Annotated in this window: 16 protein-coding genes and 1 pseudogene; 11 read left to right on the top strand and 6 right to left on the bottom strand. The window is 68.8% G+C overall.

What is annotated here, in order from left to right; translation table 11 throughout:
• A pseudogene (locus tag MJ797_RS19160) lies at window positions 1–321 on the top strand (hypothetical protein); the annotation flags it as partial.
• A gap of 47 nt (window positions 322–368) precedes the next feature.
• On the opposite strand, the gene MJ797_RS19155 reads toward MJ797_RS19160, so the two are convergent.
• From MJ797_RS19155 to mraZ, 3 genes are all read right to left on the bottom strand, one after another.
• The gene (locus tag MJ797_RS19155) at window positions 369–761 is read right to left on the bottom strand and encodes a hypothetical protein (RefSeq protein ID WP_239337244.1); all 393 of its coding nucleotides are present in this window, start codon (window positions 759–761) and stop codon (window positions 369–371) included.
• Window positions 762–1,039: 278 nt separating this feature from the next.
• Window positions 1,040–1,993, bottom strand: a complete 954-nt coding sequence (gene rsmH, locus MJ797_RS19150; protein ID WP_239337241.1) for a 16S rRNA (cytosine(1402)-N(4))-methyltransferase RsmH — start codon at window positions 1,991–1,993, stop codon at window positions 1,040–1,042.
• A 344-nt stretch (window positions 1,994–2,337) separates the two neighbouring features.
• Window positions 2,338–2,769, bottom strand: a complete 432-nt coding sequence (gene mraZ, locus MJ797_RS19145) for a division/cell wall cluster transcriptional repressor MraZ (protein ID WP_239337230.1) — start codon at window positions 2,767–2,769, stop codon at window positions 2,338–2,340.
• Between the two features lie 438 nt (window positions 2,770–3,207).
• Here mraZ and MJ797_RS19140 point away from each other — a divergent pair, with 438 nt between their 5' ends.
• The 3 genes from MJ797_RS19140 to MJ797_RS19125 are packed head-to-tail and all read left to right on the top strand — an operon-like array spanning window position 3,208 to window position 8,129.
• On the top strand, window positions 3,208–4,212 hold the full coding sequence (locus MJ797_RS19140) for a MoxR family ATPase (protein ID WP_239337261.1): 1,005 nt from the start codon (window positions 3,208–3,210) through the stop codon (window positions 4,210–4,212).
• Window positions 4,213–4,218: 6 nt separating this feature from the next.
• The gene (locus MJ797_RS27190) at window positions 4,219–5,763 is read left to right on the top strand and encodes a DUF58 domain-containing protein (protein ID WP_305039787.1); all 1,545 of its coding nucleotides are present in this window, start codon (window positions 4,219–4,221) and stop codon (window positions 5,761–5,763) included.
• On the top strand, window positions 5,760–8,129 hold the full coding sequence (locus tag MJ797_RS19125) for a DUF3488 and transglutaminase-like domain-containing protein (protein ID WP_239337226.1): 2,370 nt from the start codon (window positions 5,760–5,762) through the stop codon (window positions 8,127–8,129). Before MJ797_RS27190 ends, MJ797_RS19125 begins: the two co-directional genes overlap by 4 nt.
• 28 nt (window positions 8,130–8,157) lie before the next feature.
• On the opposite strand, the gene MJ797_RS19120 is transcribed toward MJ797_RS19125, so the two are convergent.
• The 3 genes from MJ797_RS19120 to MJ797_RS19110 form a co-directional block, all read right to left on the bottom strand.
• Window positions 8,158–8,562, bottom strand: a complete 405-nt coding sequence (locus tag MJ797_RS19120) for a DUF3040 domain-containing protein (protein WP_239337223.1) — start codon at window positions 8,560–8,562, stop codon at window positions 8,158–8,160.
• Window positions 8,563–8,840: 278 nt separating this feature from the next.
• Complete coding sequence (locus MJ797_RS19115) at window positions 8,841–9,362, bottom strand: SAV_6107 family HEPN domain-containing protein (RefSeq protein ID WP_239337218.1); 522 nt, start codon at window positions 9,360–9,362, stop codon at window positions 8,841–8,843.
• A gap of 294 nt (window positions 9,363–9,656) precedes the next feature.
• Complete coding sequence (locus tag MJ797_RS19110) at window positions 9,657–10,223, bottom strand: hypothetical protein (RefSeq protein ID WP_239337194.1); 567 nt, start codon at window positions 10,221–10,223, stop codon at window positions 9,657–9,659.
• A gap of 457 nt (window positions 10,224–10,680) precedes the next feature.
• Between MJ797_RS19110 and MJ797_RS19105 the strand changes: the two genes are divergently transcribed.
• From MJ797_RS19105 to MJ797_RS27035, 7 genes are all read left to right on the top strand, one after another.
• Complete coding sequence (locus MJ797_RS19105) at window positions 10,681–14,595, top strand: BTAD domain-containing putative transcriptional regulator (RefSeq protein ID WP_239337184.1); 3,915 nt, start codon at window positions 10,681–10,683, stop codon at window positions 14,593–14,595.
• A gap of 2 nt (window positions 14,596–14,597) precedes the next feature.
• Window positions 14,598–15,383, top strand: coding sequence for a spheroidene monooxygenase (locus tag MJ797_RS19100; protein WP_239337182.1), 786 nt, complete (start codon window positions 14,598–14,600; stop codon window positions 15,381–15,383).
• A gap of 171 nt (window positions 15,384–15,554) precedes the next feature.
• Window positions 15,555–18,113, top strand: coding sequence for an FAD-dependent oxidoreductase (locus tag MJ797_RS19095; protein WP_239337180.1), 2,559 nt, complete (start codon window positions 15,555–15,557; stop codon window positions 18,111–18,113).
• Window positions 18,114–18,259: 146 nt separating this feature from the next.
• A complete protein-coding gene (locus MJ797_RS19090) occupies window positions 18,260–18,910 on the top strand; it encodes a GNAT family N-acetyltransferase (protein WP_239337177.1) in 651 nt (216 codons plus the stop codon).
• A 121-nt stretch (window positions 18,911–19,031) separates the two neighbouring features.
• Window positions 19,032–19,850, top strand: a complete 819-nt coding sequence (locus MJ797_RS19085; RefSeq protein WP_239337174.1) for a carotenoid biosynthesis protein — start codon at window positions 19,032–19,034, stop codon at window positions 19,848–19,850.
• 74 nt (window positions 19,851–19,924) lie between these two features.
• Window positions 19,925–20,989 (top strand): glycosyltransferase family 2 protein, encoded by a 1,065-nt coding sequence (locus tag MJ797_RS19080; protein WP_239337259.1) that lies wholly within the window; start codon window positions 19,925–19,927, stop codon window positions 20,987–20,989.
• A gap of 25 nt (window positions 20,990–21,014) precedes the next feature.
• Entirely contained in the window at window positions 21,015–21,146 is a 132-nt protein-coding gene (locus tag MJ797_RS27035) for a hypothetical protein (RefSeq protein WP_255739186.1), read from the top strand.
• Window positions 21,147–21,435: the final 289 nt, after the last annotated feature.

Below are 21,435 nucleotides of genomic sequence, written 5' to 3'. Positions count from 1 at the left end.
GGCCCGCACCGGCCGGCCGCCCGGTGTGCGCGCCCGGTTGCCGCCACCGCGGGGAGAGGGGCCACCGGGGCGCGCGTCCCCGCGGCCGCGTCGTGCTCCGGGTCGTCCTCCGGCCACGGGGTGGCCGCCGGGACCGGAGGCGTACCGGGACGCAGCGTCGTCCCGGCCGGCACCGTCATCCCAGCCGGCACCGTCATCTCGATCGTCATCCGGACGGGGATAACAACGGCCGTCGGGATCGGCGTAGCCGTCGGTGAAGCCGGCCTCGTCACCCTCGATCCATTGATCGTCCGCGACCCGTCGACCAAGATCCGAAACTAGTCGCAGCCGCGATCGGCCACGCCGGGACGAGCGGTTGAGCGTAGAGGTCACCGCGCACTTCCGGCCGGCCTGCCAGTGGCCGGGGCGCCTCCGGCCGCCCCCGTGGCGGTGGCCGGCTGCCGCGCGCTCGACACCACGATAACGATCGCTCCCGACACCGGGTCCGTATCAATCACGCGGGCACCGGGTGGCAACGGGGTACCGGACGGCAGATACACGGGAATGCCACCAGATACCATGCCGAGGTCGGTTGCCCTGGCGGCAAGGTTCGCCGGGTCGGACAACTGGTCGAGACGCAGCGAGAGCGCCTGCTCCTCGTCCGAGAGCGCCGCCGAGGACTTCTGCAGGTTGTGAACCAGGAAGGCGTTCTGCGCGAGCGCCGTGTTGAGCAGCAACAGACACATCAGACCGGCACCCATGAGCAGCAGTAACAGGATCACGAACGGTGCGCGTGGCGCATGGCCGCGAGGCAGCGGGCGCGAAGCCGCAAGAGGCGACGGCTGGGATACCCGCCGCGTTGGGTACGAACGCCGCGACGGCCGGTCAAGGAGTGGCGCGGCACCGGTCCGGCCGCCCAGGGAGGGAATCGGGATGGCCGTGTCGCCGGATGCCGCGGCCGAGGCGGGCCGGGCGGCGGCACGCGACGGTACGCGGCCGGTGTCGGGCGCTGGCCGCGTCCGGGTTCGCAGCCGGCGCGGCAGCGGAGGGGCGGGGGCGGTCATGCCGCGCCACGGCGCGTCCGCTCGACCGCACGCAGTTTCGCCGCAGCCGCTCGCGGGTTGGCCGCCACCTCATCCGGCGGCGGTGGCTCACCACCGCGGGTGAGCCACCGCATCGTCGGGACAGCCTCCGGCGGGATCACCGGTAGGCCCGGCGGCGCATCGAGCCGTACCCTGGCCGCCAGTGCCCGCTTGACCATGCGGTCCTCCAGCGAATGGTAGGCAAGCACGACGAGCCTCCCCCCAACGGCGAGCGCGTCGAGAGCCGCGGGCAGTGCCCGCGCCAGCGCCTCGAGCTCGCCGTTGACCTCGATCCTCAACGCCTGGAACGTGCGTTTTGCCGGATTTCCACCGGTACGCCGAGTAGCCGCCGGAATACTCCGACGAACAAGGTCAACAAGTCGAGCCGACGAGGTGAACGGTTCACGGGCGCGTTCAGCGACCACAGCCGAGGCGATCCGGCGGGCGAACCGTTCCTCTCCGTACTCGCGCAGGACCCGGGCAAGTTCGTCGACACCGTAGGTGTTGACGACATCCGCCGCGGTGCGGCCCCTGGTCGGATCCATCCGCATGTCCAGCGGAGCGTCGCGGGAATAGCTGAATCCCCGCTCGTCGGAGTCGAGCTGCAACGAGGACACCCCGAGGTCGAACAGCACGCCGTGCACCTCGGCCAAGCCGAGCATGTCAAGAACGGCGGGCAGCTGGTCGTACACGGCGTGGACCAAGGTGACCCGGTCGTCTTCGGCCGCCAGCCGAGCGCGGCTTTGCCCCAGCGCCTGCGGGTCACGGTCAAGGCCGACCAGACGGACATCGGGGGATGCGGCGAGCAGCGCGCTCGCATGACCCGCGAGTCCCACTGTGGCATCGATCACCACCGCCCCAGGCCCGCCCAGCGCGGGCGCCAACAGGGCGACAACACGGTCGGAGAGAACCGGGGTGTGCGTGGCGTCCACCTCGACCTCCTCGAACTGCTCGTGAAAACCTCGCGGCGGGCGGTCAACCGCGGCAATACCAAGCCGCGACAGGTGAAGATACGAAAAACAAAGATATAAATCACACAACTGACGAGCGACCTGCCTGAACCCAGGTTGCACACATCGCAACCTGGCCCCGAAAGCGCGGCATGTGCCCAGGTCCCGCCCCGCTCGCGTCACCGGACACCGGGGAAGTGACGTCCGGTGAAGAGCGGGGGGAGACCTCGGCGCACGCCCGTATCCCGTCTTCGCGTGCGTCCAGCACCGCGCCCCCTGAGGCCAGGCCGCGCGCGAAGAAACATGATCACACGCCCATTGGCCTCCTAGATGACGCCGGGCAGCACCTCCTCGGAAAGCGCGGCGAAGTTCTCCTCCTGGCCGGCGAGATAGGCGTCCCAACGGGACGCGTCCCAGATCTCCACCCGGGTGTTCGCGCCGTTCACCACGCAGTCGCGAGTGAGGCCCGCGTAGGTCCGAAGCCCGGGTGGGATGGTGATCCGGCCCTGCCGGTCGGGAACGTCGTCCGATGCCGAGGAAAAGAAGACACGGCTGTAATCCCGAAGCGCCTTTGCCGTAACGGGAGCCGTCCGCAGGGACTCGCTGATCCGGGTGAACTCAACCATAGGGAACACGTAGAGACATCGCTCCTGCCCCTTGGTAATCACAAGCCCCCCTTCCAGCTCCTCACGGAACTTCGCCGGCAGCGTGAGCCGGCCTTTGTCGTCGAGTCGTGGCGTGTGGCTACCGAGGAACATCGGCGCCCTCCTCGCCCAGACCCGAGAGGTTCAAGGCCAGCCAGTCCCGCTCTGGTTGGCCTGCGAGTGCGTCCGTCCCCCACTGCGCGCCACTGTACCCCACTCTCCCCCACCTGGAAGCCCTCCGACACTCCGGACACACCCCTCGAAGCCCACAAGCGCCGATGCGCATGGATCATGAATGCGAAGCCAATGTGGCCTTTGGCCAAACATGGCAAAAACACCTGCGAGTAACAGTCGTGGCAGCTACGATGGAATGCCGCCACGAATCAGTACGCTTTCCGGACATCGGTGGCCGGATGATTCTCAACGCATGAAGGCCATCGGCCGCATGGATGTCACACTCGTGGAGTGCCTGGGCCCGCCGGGCCCACCCTGCCGACTGACGCAGCCGACCTGAGGACGGAGACCGACGTGACGGTGACGGAGCCCGGCGTCATGCAGTGGCGCGAGCCGGGGACCGGCCTGCACCACCTCGCGGATGTCACGACGCGAGTGGCCCAGTCCGTCGGGTCCGTCATAGACGGCAAGCCCGAAGTGGTCAGAACCGCACTGATCGTACTGCTGGCCGGCGGCCACCTGCTCATCGAGGATGTGCCCGGCGTGGGGAAGACGATGCTCGCCAAGGCCCTCGCGCGTTCGATCGACGCCCGTGTCCGCCGCATCCAGTTCACCCCGGACCTGCTGCCCAGCGACGTCACCGGGGTGAGCGTCTACAACCAGGACACCCGGGATTTCGAGTTCCGGCCCGGGCCGGTGTTCGCCAACATCGTCGTCGGCGACGAGATCAACCGCGCCGCTCCCAAGGCGCAGTCGGCGCTCCTGGAATGCATGGAGGAACACCAGGTCACCATCGATGGTGTGACCTACCACCTGGAGTCGCCGTTCATGGTCATAGCCACCCAGAACCCGATCGAGATGGAAGGCACCCATCCGCTGCCGGAAGCGCAGCGCGATCGTTTCACCGCGCGGGTGTCCATGGGCTACCCGTCGCCCGTGGCCGAACTTGCTATGATCAACAGCCATGGTACCGCCGAGCCACTGGACGGGATCAGCCCCGTCACCGACGCCGACGAGATCGCCAAACTGGTCACCCTGGTACGCGCGGTGCATGTGTCCGACGATGTGCGCCGCTACATCGTCGACCTCGTGACGGCCACCCGCCGGCATCCCGAGCTCGTCCTGGGCGCCTCTCCCCGCGCGACGCTGCACGTCGTCAGGACCGCTCGGGCGCGGGCCGCTCTCGACGGCCGCGCGTTCGTTCTCCCCGACGACGTCCAGGCGATGGCCGCGCCAGTGCTCGCGCACCGGCTGCTGGTGAACCCCGATGCCGCGATGTCGGACGTATCCATAGCCGACGTCACCTCCCGGATCATTACGGAGATCGTCGCGCGCGTCCCCATCCCACGCCTTGGGGCACGTCCGCCGCACCGCGGCCGCTGATTTTCCGTGCTCGACTTCCTGGCGGCGATGCGCGCGCTGACCATTCGCGGACTGTGCTTCGTGGCCACCGGGCTGGCCTGCTGCGCGCTGGCCGCGACCGTCGGCGAGGAGGACCTGCTCCGCGTCGGCATGCTGCTGTTGGCACTGCCGGTGTGCGCGGCGGCGTTCGTCTGCAAGACCCGCTACCGGCTCGCGTGCCACCGTCTTCTCGTCCCCGCTCGCGTGGCCGTGGGCGGGGACGCGGCGGTCAGCATCCGGATCGACAACATGAGTGGACGTCCCTCCTCGGTGCTGCTGGTCGATGACGAGGTCCCAGACCGTCTTGGGCTCCGGGCCCGGTTTGTGCTCGACCGGGTGGAGGCGGGGGGCGCCCGGTACCTCACCTACAAGCTTCGTCCTCAGCTTCGTGGCCGGTACCTGATCGGGCCGATGGCGATCCGGATCACGGATCCCTTTGGGCTCTGCGAGCTCACGCGGGCGTTCCGCAGCCGCGACGAACTGATCGTGACCCCTCCGGTGGAGACCTTGCCCCTGGCCCGTCCGGGCAGCCACACCACGATCAGCACCCACCGCCGCCGGCGCGCATCCGCTACTGGTACGGACGACTTCTCCACTCGCCCTTACCACCCCGGCGACGACCTCCGGCGGGTTCACTGGCGGACCAGCGCCCGCACCGGCGAGTTGATGGTTCGTCAGGAAGAGAGCTTCCGCCCGGGCAGCGCGGCCCTGTTCCTCGACACCCGGTCCGCTGTCTGGGCCGGTCAGGGGCCCATGTCCTCGTTCGAGTGGGCTGTCGGCGCGGCTGCCTCGATCGCTGTGTACCTGACCGGGATGGGCAAGGCGGTACGGCTCATCTGTGACAACGCCCCGGCCCCGGCCGCGGCGAGGGGGTCGCGCAACCCGGCCGCGCTGTTGGACGAGCTCGCGGTCGTGAACACGACCGACGCCCTTTCGACGCAGCGCGTGTACAGCCGTCTGCGGACCGCTGACAGCTCCATGGTGGTCGCGATCCTTGGACGTACCGATCCGGCGCAGGCCGCGGTCCTCGCCCGAGCGCGCCCGCGCGACGCCGCCGCGATCGTCCTGCTGGTCAACGTGGCGACCTGGGACGAGGGGGAGCGTTCCGCGAGCGGGACCGAAGGCCTGCAGGCGTGCCGCGCGGTCTTCCAGCGCCACGGCTGGACTGTGATCATCGCCGGGTATGGCGACAGGCTCACCGCGCTGTGGCCGGGAACGACCGGAAAGGGCCCAGCGTGGGGTGGCGGAACAGACGCCGCCAAACCCGAGCCGGCCGCGGGCGGCATGATCCACAATAGCCCGCGGACACCGGATCCGGCCACCGGCGGACTCGGCGGGGACGCGGCCGCGAGCCCGAGTCCGAGTCCGAGTCCGAGCCCGAGCCCGAGCCCGAGCCCGAGCCCGAGCCCGAGCCCGAGCCCGAGCCCGAGCCCGAAAGCAGTATCGGGACCGGTATCGGGACATGCGTCGAAGCCGGCGGCGGAACCGGGCCGCGTGCTGCCCACGGACACGCGGGCCGGGGCCGCGCTGTGACCTCCCGGCTCCAGCTCGTTCCCACTGCCGGGGCTGCGCTGGCGTCGCTGCTGTGCGCATCCGCGCTCGCGCCGTTGTTCGACGGCTTCTGGTGGTGGTTCGGCCCCGTGATCGTGGCTACCGCGGTAGCTGTGGGCACGGCCGCGCTGGCACGGGCGCTACGGCTGGCCATCCCGGTAGGGATTGTGTCCGGGCTGCTCGGTCTTCTGATCACGGTCACGGCGTTGTACGCGCGTGAAACCGCCGTCGCCGGCCTGCTGCCGACCGGGCGGACGGTGGATGCGCTGCGCTCCCTGATCATAGCTGGCCGCGACGACGTCTCGCAGCTCGCCGCGCCGGTGCCGCAGCGTCCGGGCCTGGTGGTGCTGACCGTCATCGGTGTCTACTGCGTCGTACTGATCGTCGACTTGCTGGCGGTCACGATCCGGCGCCCGACACTCGCCGGGCTTCCCCTGCTCGCATTGTTCATGCTGCCCGCCACTGTGCTGCCGCATGGTGTCGGCGTGGTTCCCTACCTGCTCGGCGCGATGGGATTCCTGCTCCTACTCGTGATGGAGTGGAAGCAGACGGTCGAACGCTGGGGAAAGCCGATTACCGGCTCGGCGCAGGCCGCACTACCGAACAACGCGAGGAGCCTCGCCGTTGGGATCGCCCTGTGCGCGGTGATGTGCGCGCTGGCCGTCCCGGCAGTCCTGCCGTCCCTTGACGGGGTGGGACCGCTGGCGCGCCAACAGGGCGTCACCCGCTACACCGGCCCGGCTTCGGCGATCGTGCTACCGCCGCTCGTCTCGCTGTCCCAACAGCTGCATGCGAGCCAACCGACCACCCTGCTGTCGGTGCGCACGGCCACGCCCAGATACCTGCGGCTCACCGCGCTGGAGCAGTTCGACGGGCAGCGATTCACTCTCCGGTCACTGCGCGCCACCAGTGAGGCGAGGATCAGCGACGGCCTTCCCGCCCCGGACCGCAACACCCGGGTCAGCACGGTGTCAGCGACAATTGACGTGTCGACGGTCCTGACGGAACGCTACCTTCCCCTTCCGGGCACCCCGAGCAGGATCGAAGGCCTTGCTTCTGGCAGTGACTGGCGGCTGTCCACCGACACCGGCACGGTCTTCAGCACCCGGACCACTACCGCCGGTGCGCACTACCAGGTGGAAGCCTCCACTCCCGATCCGCTCCCAAGCCAGCTCACGGCCTCCCCGCGGACCTTCCCAGCCGATATAAAGATCGACACAGAGCTGCCTCCCGGTACCGACCCGAGGGTCGAGAAACTCGCCCGTGAGATAGCGGGGACCCGCGTGAACGCCTACCAGCAGGCCCTCGCAATCCAGAAGTACCTCCATGACACCACCTTCATCTACGATCTCAACGGCGCCCCGACCGCGCAGGACGGAGCCTTGACGGAGTTCCTGTTCAAAACCAGACGTGGCTACTGTGAGCAGTTCGCCTCCGCGATGACGGTGCTGCTGCGGACGCTCGGCATCCCAGCCCGGGTGGTGATCGGCTTTGTCCCGGGGGCCAGGCAGGCCGACGGCAGCTATCTGATCACTAACAGGGATGCGCACGCCTGGCCGGAGGCGTGGTTCGCCAGCGCCGGTTGGGTTTCCTTCGAGCCGACCCCCCGCACCGACGGAACCATCACCCCCGCCTATGCCGCGGCCGCCGATCCGGCCGACCATGGCGCGAGTCCGTCGGCCACACCGTCAGTCACCACCCCAGGCGTGGCCCCCACCACGGGCCCGGACACCGACGCCGTCCGGGACAGCACGCCGAGCCCAGCGCCGAAAGCTTCCGAAAAAACACGTTCCGCGGAAAGCCCCCTGCCGACGATCATCCGCTGGCTTTCCCGGACTCTGGTCGGGACAGGCATCGTCACGGTGCTGCTGTTGCCGGCGTTGGTGCGGGTCACGCGCCGCCGGCGCCGTCTCGCCACCGCTATGACAGGCGGTTCAGCCAATCACGCGGGAGCGGCAACCGCGGATGCCCGCGTGCACGCGGCCTGGGCCGAGCTCGCGGACCTGACATTCGACCTTGGAGTACCGCTGCGGCCCAACGAGTCGCCGCGGGCCAGTGCGCTGCGGCTGGCCGACCACATCGCTGCCTGCCCGGAGATTCGAGCATCGGACGCCGAGGCGGCCCGAGCCGCGTTGCTCCGGATTGTCGAGGCGGAGGAACTAGCTCGCTACGCGCCGTCCGCAATGGCCGGTTCCAGCACCAACGAAAAGATCGGACGCGACCTGCAAATGGTCGCACGACTGCTGCGAACGGCGGCACCACGCACTGACCGGGCACGCGCGGTACTTGCTCCACGGTCGGTGGTAGGGGCGCTGGGCGTGTTCGGCCGGACAGCCCGCCTGAAGTGACCTAGCTGCTGATGGGCCCGCCCAGGCGTCAGCGGCCGTCCCGGTCCTCCCACCGGCGACGCCAGCGTTCCTCAAGACGCTCAGCCACTGAGGCACGTGCCCGGCGACGCGAGGCTGCCGGATGACGACCGCTCAGCTCACCACCGCGGCCACCGATCCGGCGAAGATCCGCGGCACCACGTGACGCCGCGAACAGCATCAGCACGAAGCCGAGCACGCCGAAGACAACGATCAACGGCGTCCGGTTGAGCACGACCCCGATGACCAGGACAACCAATCCGAACAGGAACAAGAGAACGCTGCGACGAACCCTGCGTAGCAGGTAGGTACGGGGGTTCGTCGAGCGGACCGTGCTCGCGAACTTCGGATCGTCCTCGACGAGCGCGCGCTCGATCTGATCCAGCAGGCGCTGCTCGTTTTCCGAGAGCGGCATCGACGCTCCTCCCACGACCGGCAGGTCCGGCAGACGGAACCTGACACCCAAGAATAGGCATGACTGGGCGGGCGCGGTAGGCAACCAACCATGCCGAGACAGACCGATCGGTTCGTCCTGCCGTCAGTCCTCCCCCCACCCATCCCGCCTCACGCCGGGAGGCGCCATCAGCGGCGCTGGCCGGATCGTGCCGACGCCGAAACGGCCACGCACGCGATCAGATGCACGCTCGGCATCGCGCGCCCGAACCGGCACGCACCGAACACGAGCTGGTGCGTTCAGTCTCGGGAAGATCTGACCGGCCTGACAACCATAGCTGGCAGCGCCGCCTGTGATGGCAGACCCAATGTTGTTTCCACCGTCGTGAGAAAGATTTCGGCCTGACGGGCCAGGTCATCGGCATCGCGGGTACCGACCACCGGTAGGCCCGCCTCGGCCGCCGCCCGCCTCGCCGCACCGGCGGCGAAGAACTGGGCCCACTCCGCCAGTTCAGGCGCCACCGTCGCAAGTAGCCGCCAGGCGCTCACCGGCCGGCCACGGTGACCGGGACGGGCCTGAGCTCGATCAGCAAGGACGGCCGCGGCGGCACGCAACGCCGCCATATGGGCCAGCGCGTACCGCTGGCCGGGAAGCTGGGTGAGGCTCGCCTCGTCAAGGCCGTGACGCGCGGCCAGGAGCAGCTCGTCACGGGAACGGCGGGGCAGCCCCGCGACCGGGAGCACCGTTCGTACGCCAGGACGTTCCTGAGTCAGAGCAGGTGCGGCACATACAGCGTGTTGGTCAACACTCCGCCGGCTCATGACCACTCCTTCCATGAATCGAACGCGTGTTCGCACTCTGAAAGGAGTAAACCCCGACCGGGTCAGGCCGTCAACATCGCCGGCCGCAACGGGCCGCCGGACGGAAGACGACGGCCGTTTACCGCAGCGGCCGCGAACACGTTCCCGGCGGCGACCACTCAGCGGCCGGCGGTGGAGCCGCTCGGCATCCATCACGGCGGCCGGCGGTTATCAGTGCGCGAATCGGGCCGTGCCGCGCGGACCCGGCCGTCGGTGACGCGGAAAACAAGAGCATAACCACACCACCGGCGGCCCCTACGCGGCCGCACAGACCTGGGCCGCCGGCTGCGGTGACGCGAAAGAACCGTGATCGTGCCGCCGTCGGCTCTTCAACAGCAGAAACCAACCCAGCGTCAGAAGAACCAACGGGTCGTGAATACCTCCGCGCCGACGATGATCGTCGTCCACAAGCACCAGCGCGGTGCCGTCATGGGCGAACCGGATGAGACCGCCACCCCGGCTGCTCAGAAAGCCGCACTCAAAGACGGAACCGCGGGGAACGACCCAACGCACCGCACGGCTGCCCGGAAGTTCGACCGTACCGCCACCACCGCGACGCGCCGACCGAAAAGCAACCAGCGGAATCGACGTAACGGGATCGAACACCCGTAGCCCACGGCCATCAGGATCAGCTTCCAGCGCCAGCAGCCGGCCCGCTACCATCAGCTCAACCCGGCGGTGCTCATCCCAGTCCTCGAGAACCGCGGCGACGCGCCTGTCATCCGCGACCAGCATGACCTGGTCCGGCCTGCCGTCGACGGTACCCAGAGCCACCTCATGCAGAAGTCCTGACCGTGCTGTCTCCTTCGTCGATGTGTCCATAATGATCGGTATACCCTCCTGTTGCTCCTCAGCCCTCGGGCGAGCGGGCCTGATAGAACAAGCAGAACAGACAGTCATCAACCAGTCGTACACATGCGATCAGAGCGAAAATTGATGTTCCGTTGACGGAAATACGGAATCAGCCGCGGGAGCCGCGCGGACCGCGGACGAGAGAGCCCGCGATGCCTCGCATCGGTAACAGTCGCCCATCCGACCCGGCCCACGCACGCGAAGTGGTTGCGACAGCGGCACCCACGACGCACGCTGCGGTGGAGACCCAAAAAAAACGCCGGGCCAGCCCGCGCCAACGAGCAATCTGATCACAGACGACACGATCCTCACCCCCACAGATACGCCGACAGCACGGCCGCGCCGTCGGCGGCCCGAAGAAGCGCGGCCCCCGGAATCAGGTATCCCCAGATATCGTAATCAGACGGGATCGGCGCGAGAAGGTCACATGCCAGACAAAGAGAACCTGCATTTCGCAATCCTCGGCCCCACCGAGGTCACCCGCGACGGCAATGTGATCATTCTTGGCGGAAAGCAACGGAAAACGCTGCTCACGGTCCTGCTGTTGAACGTCGACCAGATCGTCACAACCCACCGCCTGATCGAGGCGGTCTGGGACGGTCACCCCCCGGACCGGGCGTTGGCAACGCTGCGGACCCACATCAGCGAGCTGCGCCGCAGGCTCGACCCGGCCAGAGGCAGCCGGCTCCTCGTCCGCCACGGCTCGGGGTACTCGCTTCGGGTGAGCCCCGAGCAGATCGACGCCGCCCGGGCCCGTACCCTGCTCGGGCAAGGCCGCCGCGCCGTCGAGGACGGAGATCCGGTCGCCGCGATCGCCCCGTTACAGGCCGCCCAGGGCCTGTGGCGGGGTCAGCCACTCGCGGATGTCGCCGAGTACGCCTTCGCCGCCGCCCACATCCAGCGCCTCGATGAGCTGCACCGCGATGTCCGGCGGACACGGATCTCCGCGGACCTCTCGCTGGGCCGCCACCGGGAGACCATCGGCGAGCTCCGGGCGCTGGTCACCCAGTACCCACACGACGACGGGCTACGCAAAGATCTCATCATCGCCCTGTACCGGGACAACCGGCTGGAAGATGCCACGCAGGCGTGCCGTGACGGGCTCGACGCCCTGCGTTCCCACGGTCTCGACTCGAGTCTGCTGCGCCGGCTGCAAGAGGATATTCTGCGGGAGGCGCCCAGTTTGAACTGGACACCGCCACGCGCACTGGAACGCCCGGCGCCACCGAAACCACCCTATCTCGGGGTGTACCAGCTGCCACCGGACGTCGCCGAATTCACCGGCCGTGACACCATCCAGACCAAGATCCTCACCGCGCTGACCGACCCGGACGCGCTGGCCAAAGGCACCGTCGTCGTCGCCATCGCGGGTAAGCCGGGAGCGGGCAAGACCGCGCTGGCTGTCCACCTGGCCCATCAGGCCCGCGAGCACTTCCCCGACCCGAGCCTGTTCTTTGACCTGCGGGGCAGCCTGCCGTCTCCGCTGGATCCGATCAAGGTACTGACCCGGCTTGTACAGGCGCTTGGAGTAACCAGAACCGCGGTACCCACCGACCCGGACGACCTTGCCGAGCTGTACCACAGCATGCTCGTCAACCGGCGCATGTTAATCGTCTTGGACAACGCCGCCAACGAAGCTCAGATCCGGCGCCTGCTGCCCGCCGCTCCCGGCTGCGCGGTCATCGTCACCAGCCGCTCCGGCCTGCACAGCCTGGACGCCTATCACCGAACCATCGATGTCCTGTACCCGGCCGAAGCCGTCGCGCTGCTGGCGAAACTCGCCAGCGACCGACGGGTCGAAGCCGAGCCCGTAGCCGCCCGCGACATCGCCGGGCTCTGTGGCTACCTGCCGATGGCGATCCAGATCGCCGGCCGTAAGATCGCCGCTCACCCGCACTGGAGGCTGGCCCGGGTAGCCAGCCGGCTCACTGGGGAGCGTGACCGGTTGTCCTGGCTGGAACTCGGTGACCTCGAGGTCCGAGCCAGCTTCGCGTTGAGTTACGTCGGCCGGCCCGAGGACGAGCGCCAGGCCTTCCGGCTCCTCGCCCTCCCCAACATGGTCGACTTCGCGCCCTGGGCCGCGGCGGCGCTGCTCGACATAGGCAGCGACGAGGCCGAGGACATCCTTGACCGGCTCGCCGACGCCCAGCTCCTGGAACGACGTGGCCCCGACCAGGCAGGGCAGACCCGCTACCGCTTCCACGATCTGATGCGGGTGTTCGCGCGGGAACGCCCGATCGGCCAGCGGCCACGCGATAATGGCTTTCCTCGCCTCGCCGGGGACCTGGCGGAACACGGTGACCTTTCACCCGCTGGGGCACAGCCCAGCGAGGAACAGCCCACCGCCGCGACAGCACCGGCTGAAGCCGGGCCGCTGAACACCGTCGGCGACGAACTGCGCCCCGCCCTGACCAGGCTGCTCTCGGCCTACCTCACCGTCATCGACCGCGCGACCGCGGTCTTCTCGCCGGGTAGGTCACTGACGATCGACAACCCGGCCGCGCGTTCCACGTCAGCGGACGACATCGTCTCCGCGCTGGTCGCGGGGCCGCTGGTATGGTTCGGCATCGAGCGGATCAATCTTCACCTCCTGATCGAGCAGGCATCCGCGCAGGAACTCGACGAGATGACGTGGCGGCTGGCCGCGGCGGCCGCCCGGTTCTACGAGTTCAACGGCTACTGGGACGACTGGGATCGGACACACGGTCTGGGCCTGACGGCGGCTCGCCGGGCAGGCGACCCGCTCGCTGAGGCCATCATGTTGTGCGGTCTGGGCGACCGGAACATCCTCCTCGCTTTCGAGGAGGCGTTCTGGCGTCTGAGCGCCCCCGGCACCGACCCGGACGGCCAGCCCGCGGTCGACGCGAACAGCGCGGCACGCGACCACCTCGATCTCGCCACTGAACGCTTCACCCGTAGTTACGAGATCTTCACTGCCATCGATCACGCTTTCGGCGAGGCACGCAGCCTGCACGGGCTCGCCGATGCCTGCCGCGGCAAGGGCCGGTTCGACGAGGCGACGGAGCTCTTCGACCGCGCGCTGCAACTGTTCCGCCGCTCCAACAGCCCGGCCGCGGAGGCCGAGACGCTGGTGTGCCTGGCAATGTGCCACGGCAACCGCCAGGAACTCTCCGAGGCCGTCACCTGCCTGTCGACAAGCCTGTCCATCGCGCGGGATCTCGACAACCGGCCGCTGCAGGCATACGCGCTGCGCCGCCTCGGTGACCTCTACCGCAGCCAGACGCGGTTGGAACGCGCGCTCGCCGCGTACAACGAATCCCTGACTCTGCTCGCGGCCCTGCCGGACCCACTGTGGGAACCGCGTGTCCTGATCCGCCGCGGGGACATGCTCGCGCAGATGGACGACATCGCCAGCGCCCGACGATCCTGGCAACAGGGCATCAACCTGCTACGCCAGACCCGCTCCGCGGAACTCGCCGTCGCGGAACAGCGGCTGTCCTCAACCATGCCCGCCAAGCCCGCCCAGTTCGGCGGCGGCAGGCTGCTCGGCGGCTTCGACCCTGAGTACTTCATCAGCCGTGCCGCCGCCAGCCGGCGGATCGTACAGGTCCTGAACACGTGGACCGACCTGGTCACCACCCTGCATGAGCAGGCGTTCGCAACGGCTGTGAACAGCGCGTTGAACGGCGGTGCGCTCGTGCAGATCCTCCTGCTCGACCCGGACTCGCCCGCTGCCGCGCAACGCGAGGAGGATCTGGACCGCACCATCAACGTCCCCGAGGCCATCCGGGACAACCTGCGCCGGCTCGACGCGATCCGAACAGGCCTGGACCCACACCTTAGACACCGAATGTCCGTGCGTGTATACACCGAGCAACCGCTGACAAGTTACCACCGATGGGACAATGGGGCCATCGTATCGACATATCCGGTTGGTCGCTCTTCGGCGGTTTCCACCCAGCACGAGACGACCATCGACTCCACGCTCGTCCAGTTCATCGAGGAACGCTTCGCCGCCCTGTGGCGCCCGGAGGTCAGCATCAGCCTTGACGACTACCTGAAGCTGCCGCTGTCGATTGGTTCGTGCACGGACGGCCCTCTGGAACTGACCGTGCGATACATACGAACCGAGGGCGCGGTCTACCTGGCCGACGACATGCTGGCCCGGCTGGTCCGCGCCAGCGGCCCGGACGGCCTCCTCACACAGGTCACGGGGAACCGCCATCCCCTGCTGCCGCTGGGACGATGCCGTGCGCTTCTCTGTCGCGACGACCCATCCCGGGCCAGAGCGTTCTTCGCGCAGAAATACGGCGTGGAGCACGATGCTGTCCTGCGCCTGTCACCACTGCGGCCAACGGACCCCACGGCGATACGGTTGTGACCGTGGGAGATGGCGATGCTACCGCGGCACACGCCTGCCCCCTGGTGATCATCGACCTGTGGGGGGTGCGGCCCCGCCATGTTCCGCACGCGGCCGCGAGGATGGCGCTGGACCGCCGGCACTTGCGGCGCACAACCGGTCTCGTCTTCGCCAGGTCCCTTGGCACCGGACGCGGCCGGACGTTCGGCCCGCGCGACGCCGACGTGCTGCGCTGGGCTGTGCTGACCGTCTGGGCTTCCGCGCGGGAAGCGGCCTCGTTCGAACGGTCCGCCATGATCGACGCATGGTCCGCCATTGCCTACGAACGGTGGCGAGCCGAGCTCCACCCGTTGTCGTCCCGGGGACGATGGGCCCGTCAGCGTCCGTTCGGTGACCCGGTGACGCAGCTCGCGGGCCTGGCGCGGCCAGCCGGCCTGATCGCTGCGATCACCAGAGCCAGACTGTCGTTGCGGCGGGCGCCCGCTTTCTGGCGGTCGGTGCCGCCGGTGGCCGAGGACCTCACCCGTTGCGAAGGCCTGCGGTTCGCGGTGGGGATCGGCGAGGCGCCACTCGGCCTACAGGGAACATTCAGCGTCTGGGACGACGCTGACGCGTTACGCCGGTTCGCCTATGGCAGCCCGGCCCATACCGACGTCGTGCGGCGCACCTTTGAACACGGCTGGTACAAAGAAGAGCTCTTCGCGCGTTTCGCCGTCCTGCGTGCCCACGGAACGGTGAACGGATGTGACCCGCTGGCACGATCCGGCCGAACACCTTCCGGCGGCCACCACGAGCATCCCCGCGGTTAAACAGTTATTGAAGATCGCGAGGCACAGTGGAAGTTATGCCAAACTCAGCTTCAGCCTGGGTCCGGCACACAACACAAGACACAACAAGAACCGTTCATCACACACGAGACCATAAACACGCCTTTTGGCGGCCATGTTTCGCCTGAGTTTGCCAGCCGAATGGAAACAGGAATGTCCACACCCGCTGAGCCCGGCATATACTCCCGCTCGCGCCGGCCCCGTCCCACCCGCCGGATCCTCGTGGCGACCGGGGTGAGCGAATCCACCCGGTTGTCCCTGACATCGCTCCCGCTGGTGTGGCTGCGAGCGGACCTCGCGGCCACACCAGCGGCACTGTCCGGGGCGTTGTCGACGCTGCGGCCCCACACCCTGGTCGTCGGCGCCAACCCCGTCGACGCGAGCACGATAGCCACCTGGGCGACGGCGGTCCGGGCGCAGAATGATCACAACAAACTTCTGATCATTCGTCGCGGCACCTCGCTCGCGGCAATCGACTGTGATGCCGCGGCCCATCACGACGTCACGGTTGTCAACACTCCCGAGGTCAACGCCCGCCACATCGCCCGTTTTGTCCTCGACGCACTGCTGATCGCGCAGGCCGGCCCGGCCGGGCTGGCCGCCCCGCTGACGGTCGGCCTGATCGGAGCCGGCTCGATAAACGGGCGGGTCGCGCGGGCCGCCGCCGCTCAAGGCCATCGGGTTCTTGTCCACACACCGTCCCTGGCTGCTGATCCGCAGGCCCGGGTGAGCTGGCTGGCCGAACACGTGCTGACGGCCGCGGCCGTCACCTTCGCCCCCGACATCGACGCTGTTTGCGCAGGCTCTGACCTGCTCAGCGTCGCGGTACCGCTGACCGTCGGCGGCGCGCACCCGACCCGCGGCCTTGTCGGCGCGGAACAGGTCAAGGCGTTCATCGGCAGCCGGATCGTAACGATCTGCGAACCTGAAGTTCTCACCGAGGACGCGGTCACAGATGCTTACGCCAGACGCGAGCTGACCGTCGTCATCGACAACGCGCCTGGGCTGATCGATCCGCTCCGCCGGCAGATCCTGGATCGCTTCCCGGACAGCACGGTCCTGCGGCCGGGCTTCACCCTCAGCTCAGCGGCGATGCGCATACCCGGCTGCGCCGAAGATCTCGACCAGGCGGTTCTCACCGTCGTCGCCAGCAGCGAGATTGCCGATCTGGTCACCGGCCTGGACAGCAACCTGGCGGCCGGAGCCGCGGCCGTGGCTCCGGCCGCCAGGAGTGCCCGCGAACCGCTGGCCGATCGTTACGCGCACAACCCGCGTCACCATGGGAGCGATCCCGCCGAAACTGTGATCATCGGCGGTGGGATCGTCGGGCTGACCATCGCGCTGAGCCTGCACACGGCCGGATGGCGCAATCTGCGGGTACTGGACGCGGCCCCGGCCGACCGCACTGACCCGAAGCGGCAGGGCACGACCTACGGCGGAACCGACGGACGCCATCTGTCGCTGACCGAGACGGTTCCACACGCTGACGCGTCCCGACGCACGGTTCTCGCCCGTCCGCCCCGGGACGGCGGATGGCAGCTACGTGACCCAGTCACCCTCAGCGATACTGAGCGTGACTGGGTAGCGGCTTTCGAGGGCTTTACCGACCGTCCGGGCCTGCGTGCGCTCACAGCTGATCTCGCGATCGGTATCAACCGGCTCGGCCTGCGCGGCTGGGAGACGTTGTTCGCCCGCTATCCGCACGCCTTCGAGCGGCTGCGCCGGGATGCTCGGCTGCCCCGCTGCTACCTGTCCGCGGCTGATCTCGCCGCCGGAACGCGGCTGCAGACCACAGTCGACGCCACGGCCAGCGTCCTGAGCCCGGACGAGATCGCGTTGCGCTGGCCCGCGCTCGTGACAGCCACCGACGGCCTGGCCGAAGATCCGAATCAGCCGCCCCCCGCGGCCGTCCACGGCGCCGTCGAGGTCGACGGGTACGCCGTCAACATCCACCAGCTTGCCGACGCCGTCCGCGATCTCGTTGTGGCTGTCGGCGTGCCCGTGCATTCCGGCAGCCCGGTGCGCTGTCTGCGCCAGGTCGGGAACGGCGGTTCGGGCCACGGCTGTGAGAGCCACCCGAACGAGGTGGAACTCGTCCTCAGCGACGGCACGACCAGGCGGGCCGGCACCGTCATCGTCACGGTCGGCGGGCGTGACCTGGTTGCCCTTGTGGGTGCGGACGCGGCATCGTCCGGAACGGTCCAGCACGTCCTCGGAGTTTCGCTGACGATGCCCAATCCCGGTCTGCGGCACGCCCTGAAGGTGCACGCGCCGGACCCGGTCGGGGTCGTCAACATCACCTTGTCTCCGGACTCCGCTGTGATACACGCCAGCGGGGGATTCGGCTATCTGGGCCTCGCCCGCCCGCGGGCGGGCGACCCGCGAGTCGCGGAACTGATGGCGGCGCTGGAGGAGACCGTCGGGCGGCTGCTTGCCCGGCCACCCGGCTCAGCCGGGCCGCATCCGGTCCTCGACCGCCGCACCTGTGAACGCCCGATGACCCCAGACGGCCTCCCGGTGCTGGAGGCCGTGGACGCCTTCGGCGGGCGAGTCGTGGTGGCCGCCGGGACGAACGCGGGCGGCACAGTACAGGCGCCGGCCCTGGCCATCCTGCTCAGGGATCTGCTCAACGGCGGACGCGGCGGCGTTCACCTGGCGCTGGGTCCTGACCGGATCAGCCTACGGAGCACGCGGGTACCGGTACCCACCTGAGCTGGCTCGGCGACGCTGCGGGCACCCGTTATTGTCGAGCACCTCAGATGGTGTACGAGACGGACACGCCCCGCGAGTGGCCAGCCCACGGCTGACCGATCAACATGGTGCGTGGTGAGGACAAGTGCGCGAGGGAGGCAAGCTTGATGGAGAGCATCGGGCTGGTCCGCTGGACACCCGCGCGGATGCGTGCCCGGCTGACCGATGTCATCGGCGTCTACAAGGCCGCCTTCCTGGACGTCCACGAGCCTGATCCAGCGCGTGCGGCGATCGAGCGGACCATGCACGCCCGCCGGCACGCTGAGCGTCGGGATCTGCGCGCGGTGGCGGCACTGCTGCCGGACGACCGTCTGATCGGTTTCACCTATGCCCTGCCTGGGCGGAAGGGCCAGTGGTGGCACGACGTCGTCAGTGACGCGCTCCCCCCCGAGGACGCCGTACGGTGGCTCGGGGACTGTCTGGAGATCGTCGAATTCCATGTCCTGCCGGAGTTCCAGGGGCAGGGGGTGGGGCGCGAACTGATGCGGGAACTGTTGCGCGACGCGCCACAGCGTACGGCCGCGCTGTCGGCGCTGGAACTTCCCGGCAGCCGTGCCCGGCGGCTGTATGCCAGCGAGGGTTTTGTGCCGCTGTTGTCGAACTTCCAGTTCCCGGGAAGCTGGGTCGAATACGCGGTACTGGGTAAACACCTCACGCACACCGAGCCCGTCCAGGAAGAAGAGCCCCGGTCCCGCAAGGCTGAACCGCGCGCGGGCCGGGCTCATGGCGCCGACGGCCGGCGGGTACGTGCCGTCTGATCCGGCCCATGTCCCGGTCTGTGTTCCGGGAGGTCCGGCACGGCGGACCACCCTCGTGCCGTCTTCGGTGCCTCGGCCCGCGCGGGCCCGCCACGACAGGTCCCGATACCCGCGACCTGTCGTGGCGGGCCTTCTGCCATGGGCCTTCGCGGCTGCCACCGTCGCCGCCCAGATCCCGTATCCCCTGGTCACGAACGCCGGAAAAGATGATCTCACAGTAACGTCGGTGTTGCTTTTCACCACGGCCTCGGTTATCCACGCGGTCCGTACCCGCGGTGCCGGATGGGCTGCCCGCATGGTCATGCTGAGCGTCGGTGGTGGTCTGGCCGCCGAGATCGCCGGGGTCCACACCGGCCTCGTCTTCGGCCGCTACAGCTACACCGGCGCCCTCGGGCCTGCCGTCGGCGGAGTACCCGTGGTGATCCCGTTGGCCTGGACGATGATGGCCTACCCGGCCTTCACGCTGGGGCGCTACACCGCCCTGCGACTTGTCGGGCCATGCGGTCATGATGCCGCGGGCCCGGGAGCGCACCCAAGCGTCATGGTCACCGCACTGGTGGGAGGCCTGCTCCTGACAACCTGGGATCTCTATCTGGACCCGCAGATGGTGGCCGCCGGCTACTGGCGATGGTCGGGCGACGGGCCCGCCCTCAACGGCATTCCGCTGTCGAACACGGCCGGCTGGCTGGTCGTGGGCACTCTGATCACAGAGAGCCTGGCCCTGATACCGCGACGGCGGGCCATCCCGGCTGACCAGTTCCCCGACCACCTGCCGATCTTCATGATCGGATGGACCTATGCCTCGTCGTTGCTCGCGAACCTGGTGTTCTTCGACCGTCCTGGTGTGGCGTTCGCCGGTGGCGTCGGCATGGGGACGCTGCTCGCCGGTACGGCAACCGCGGCTGTGGCAACGCGCCGGCAGCACCGGCGGGCCTCGTGACCTCCCGGCGACCGGCCCTGGGCCGGCGTTCACGGCCGGACCGCTGGGCGCGGCTGTCACTGCTTACGGGCACGATCGCCGCGGGCGTACTCACCGTGCACACCGTGGTGAACGCCCGTCTGTTACGGGTCGCGCCGGGCGCCCAGCCGGTGACCGAGCTGGTGAGTGTGTTGCTGCCGGCACGCGACGAAGCCGGACAGGTGACCGCGTGCCTGTCCGCGGTACTGGCCTCGGTCGCGCTCCCCCACCTTGAAGTGATCGTCTACGATGACGCCTCCACCGACAGCACCGCCGAGGCGGTGGGCAGGGCGGCCGAGGGTGACCCCCGCGTCCGGATCATTCACGGCGGCACGCTGCCGGCCGGATGGCTCGGCAAACCGCATGCGTGCGCCAGGCTCGCCGATGAGGCGCGGGGGAGCGTCCTGGTGTTCATCGACGCGGACGTCACCGTCGCCCCGGACGGGATCGCCCGGACGGTCGGGCTGCTGCGCGCGAGCGGTCTCGGCCTTGTCTCGCCCTACCCCCGCCAGGACGCTCGAACGGTCGCGGAACGGCTGGTCCAGCCACTTCTGCAGTGGTCGTGGCTGGCGTTACTGCCGCTGCGGCTGGCCGAACAGTCCTCGCGTCCGTCGTTGTCCGCGGCGAACGGGCAGCTCCTGTGCGTCGACACGGCCGTTTATCACCAGGCCGGTGGACATACCAGCGTCCGTGGCCATGTGCTCGAGGACATAGCGCTGCTGCGTGCGCTGAAGGCCGCGGGAGCGCACGGGGTTGTCACGGACGGGACGGACATCGCCCGGACCCGGATGTACCACGGCTGGCCGCAGCTGCGCGACGGCTACGCGAAGTCGCTGTGGGCCGGCGGCGGAAGCATCCGCGCGAGTGCCGGCCAGGTCGGCATACTGGCCTGGCTCTTCGTGCTCCCGGCCGTTGCCATGCTGCGCGGTTCCCGGACAGGTCTCGCCGGCTATGCGCTGGGAGTGGCTGGACGAGTGATCGCGGCACGGCGCACCGGCGGCCGGAGCTGGCCCGACGCCCTGGCGCACCCGCTGTCCATCTGCGTGTTCGGCTACCTGACCGCGCTGTCCTGGGCACAGCGGCTGCGCGGCACCGCCACCTGGAAAGGCCGCCCCGTCTGACCGATGAAAACCGGCCGTACAGCCGATGAACGGAACACGATGGCATACCGGTACGGCCAGCCGGATCCTCCAACCAGCCAGAACCACCTACACCTACACCTACAGCGGCGGCGCACCCGTCGGCTCAAAGGTGCGCAACGTGGTCATCGACGGATAGCCGCTGAATCCCACGACTTCCTACCGGATCACCGAAACCCGATGTTGGCGACGCGAACGCGGAACAGCGGGCTCCGCTCATCCCCAGCCCCGTATCATGACGAGAAAAATTCGGTGTGGTAACTATTTTCGTGGCGTTTGGAGGTGTCGTGGCCCACGCAGCGCTCCGGGTGCGTTCATGCTGGTCTTAGAGCGCCCGGCAATAGGGGCGTGGATCAAGGAGCGGGGCTGGTGTGCGTGCATCGCAAGGCGGCGGAGGGAGTCACCCTGGTCCTTGGGGTGTCGACCGA

Source organism: Protofrankia sp. CiP3 (assembly GCF_917627345.1).
Classification (GTDB): Bacteria; Actinomycetota; Actinomycetes; order Frankiales; family Frankiaceae; genus Protofrankia.
This window is presented reverse-complemented; position numbering and strand designations above follow the sequence as displayed.

What these genes read in the sequence shown, in the direction of transcription:
- MJ797_RS19140 (WP_239337261.1), top strand. Translation starts at nt 3,208, where the DNA reads ATGCAGTGGCGCGAGCCGGGGACCGGCCTGCACCACCTCGCGGATGTC.
- MJ797_RS27035 (WP_255739186.1), top strand. Translation starts at nt 21,015, where the DNA reads ATGAACGGAACACGATGGCATACCGGTACGGCCAGCCGGATCCTCCAA.
- mraZ (WP_239337230.1), bottom strand. Translation starts at nt 2,769, where the DNA reads ATGTTCCTCGGTAGCCACACGCCACGACTCGACGACAAAGGCCGGCTC.
- MJ797_RS19120 (WP_239337223.1), bottom strand. Translation starts at nt 8,562, where the DNA reads ATGCCGCTCTCGGAAAACGAGCAGCGCCTGCTGGATCAGATCGAGCGC.
- MJ797_RS19110 (WP_239337194.1), bottom strand. Translation starts at nt 10,223, where the DNA reads ATGGACACATCGACGAAGGAGACAGCACGGTCAGGACTTCTGCATGAG.
- MJ797_RS19115 (WP_239337218.1), bottom strand. Translation starts at nt 9,362, where the DNA reads ATGAGCCGGCGGAGTGTTGACCAACACGCTGTATGTGCCGCACCTGCT.
- MJ797_RS19090 (WP_239337177.1), top strand. Translation starts at nt 18,260, where the DNA reads ATGGAGAGCATCGGGCTGGTCCGCTGGACACCCGCGCGGATGCGTGCC.
- MJ797_RS19105 (WP_239337184.1), top strand. Translation starts at nt 10,681, where the DNA reads ATGCCAGACAAAGAGAACCTGCATTTCGCAATCCTCGGCCCCACCGAG.
- MJ797_RS19095 (WP_239337180.1), top strand. Translation starts at nt 15,555, where the DNA reads ATGTCCACACCCGCTGAGCCCGGCATATACTCCCGCTCGCGCCGGCCC.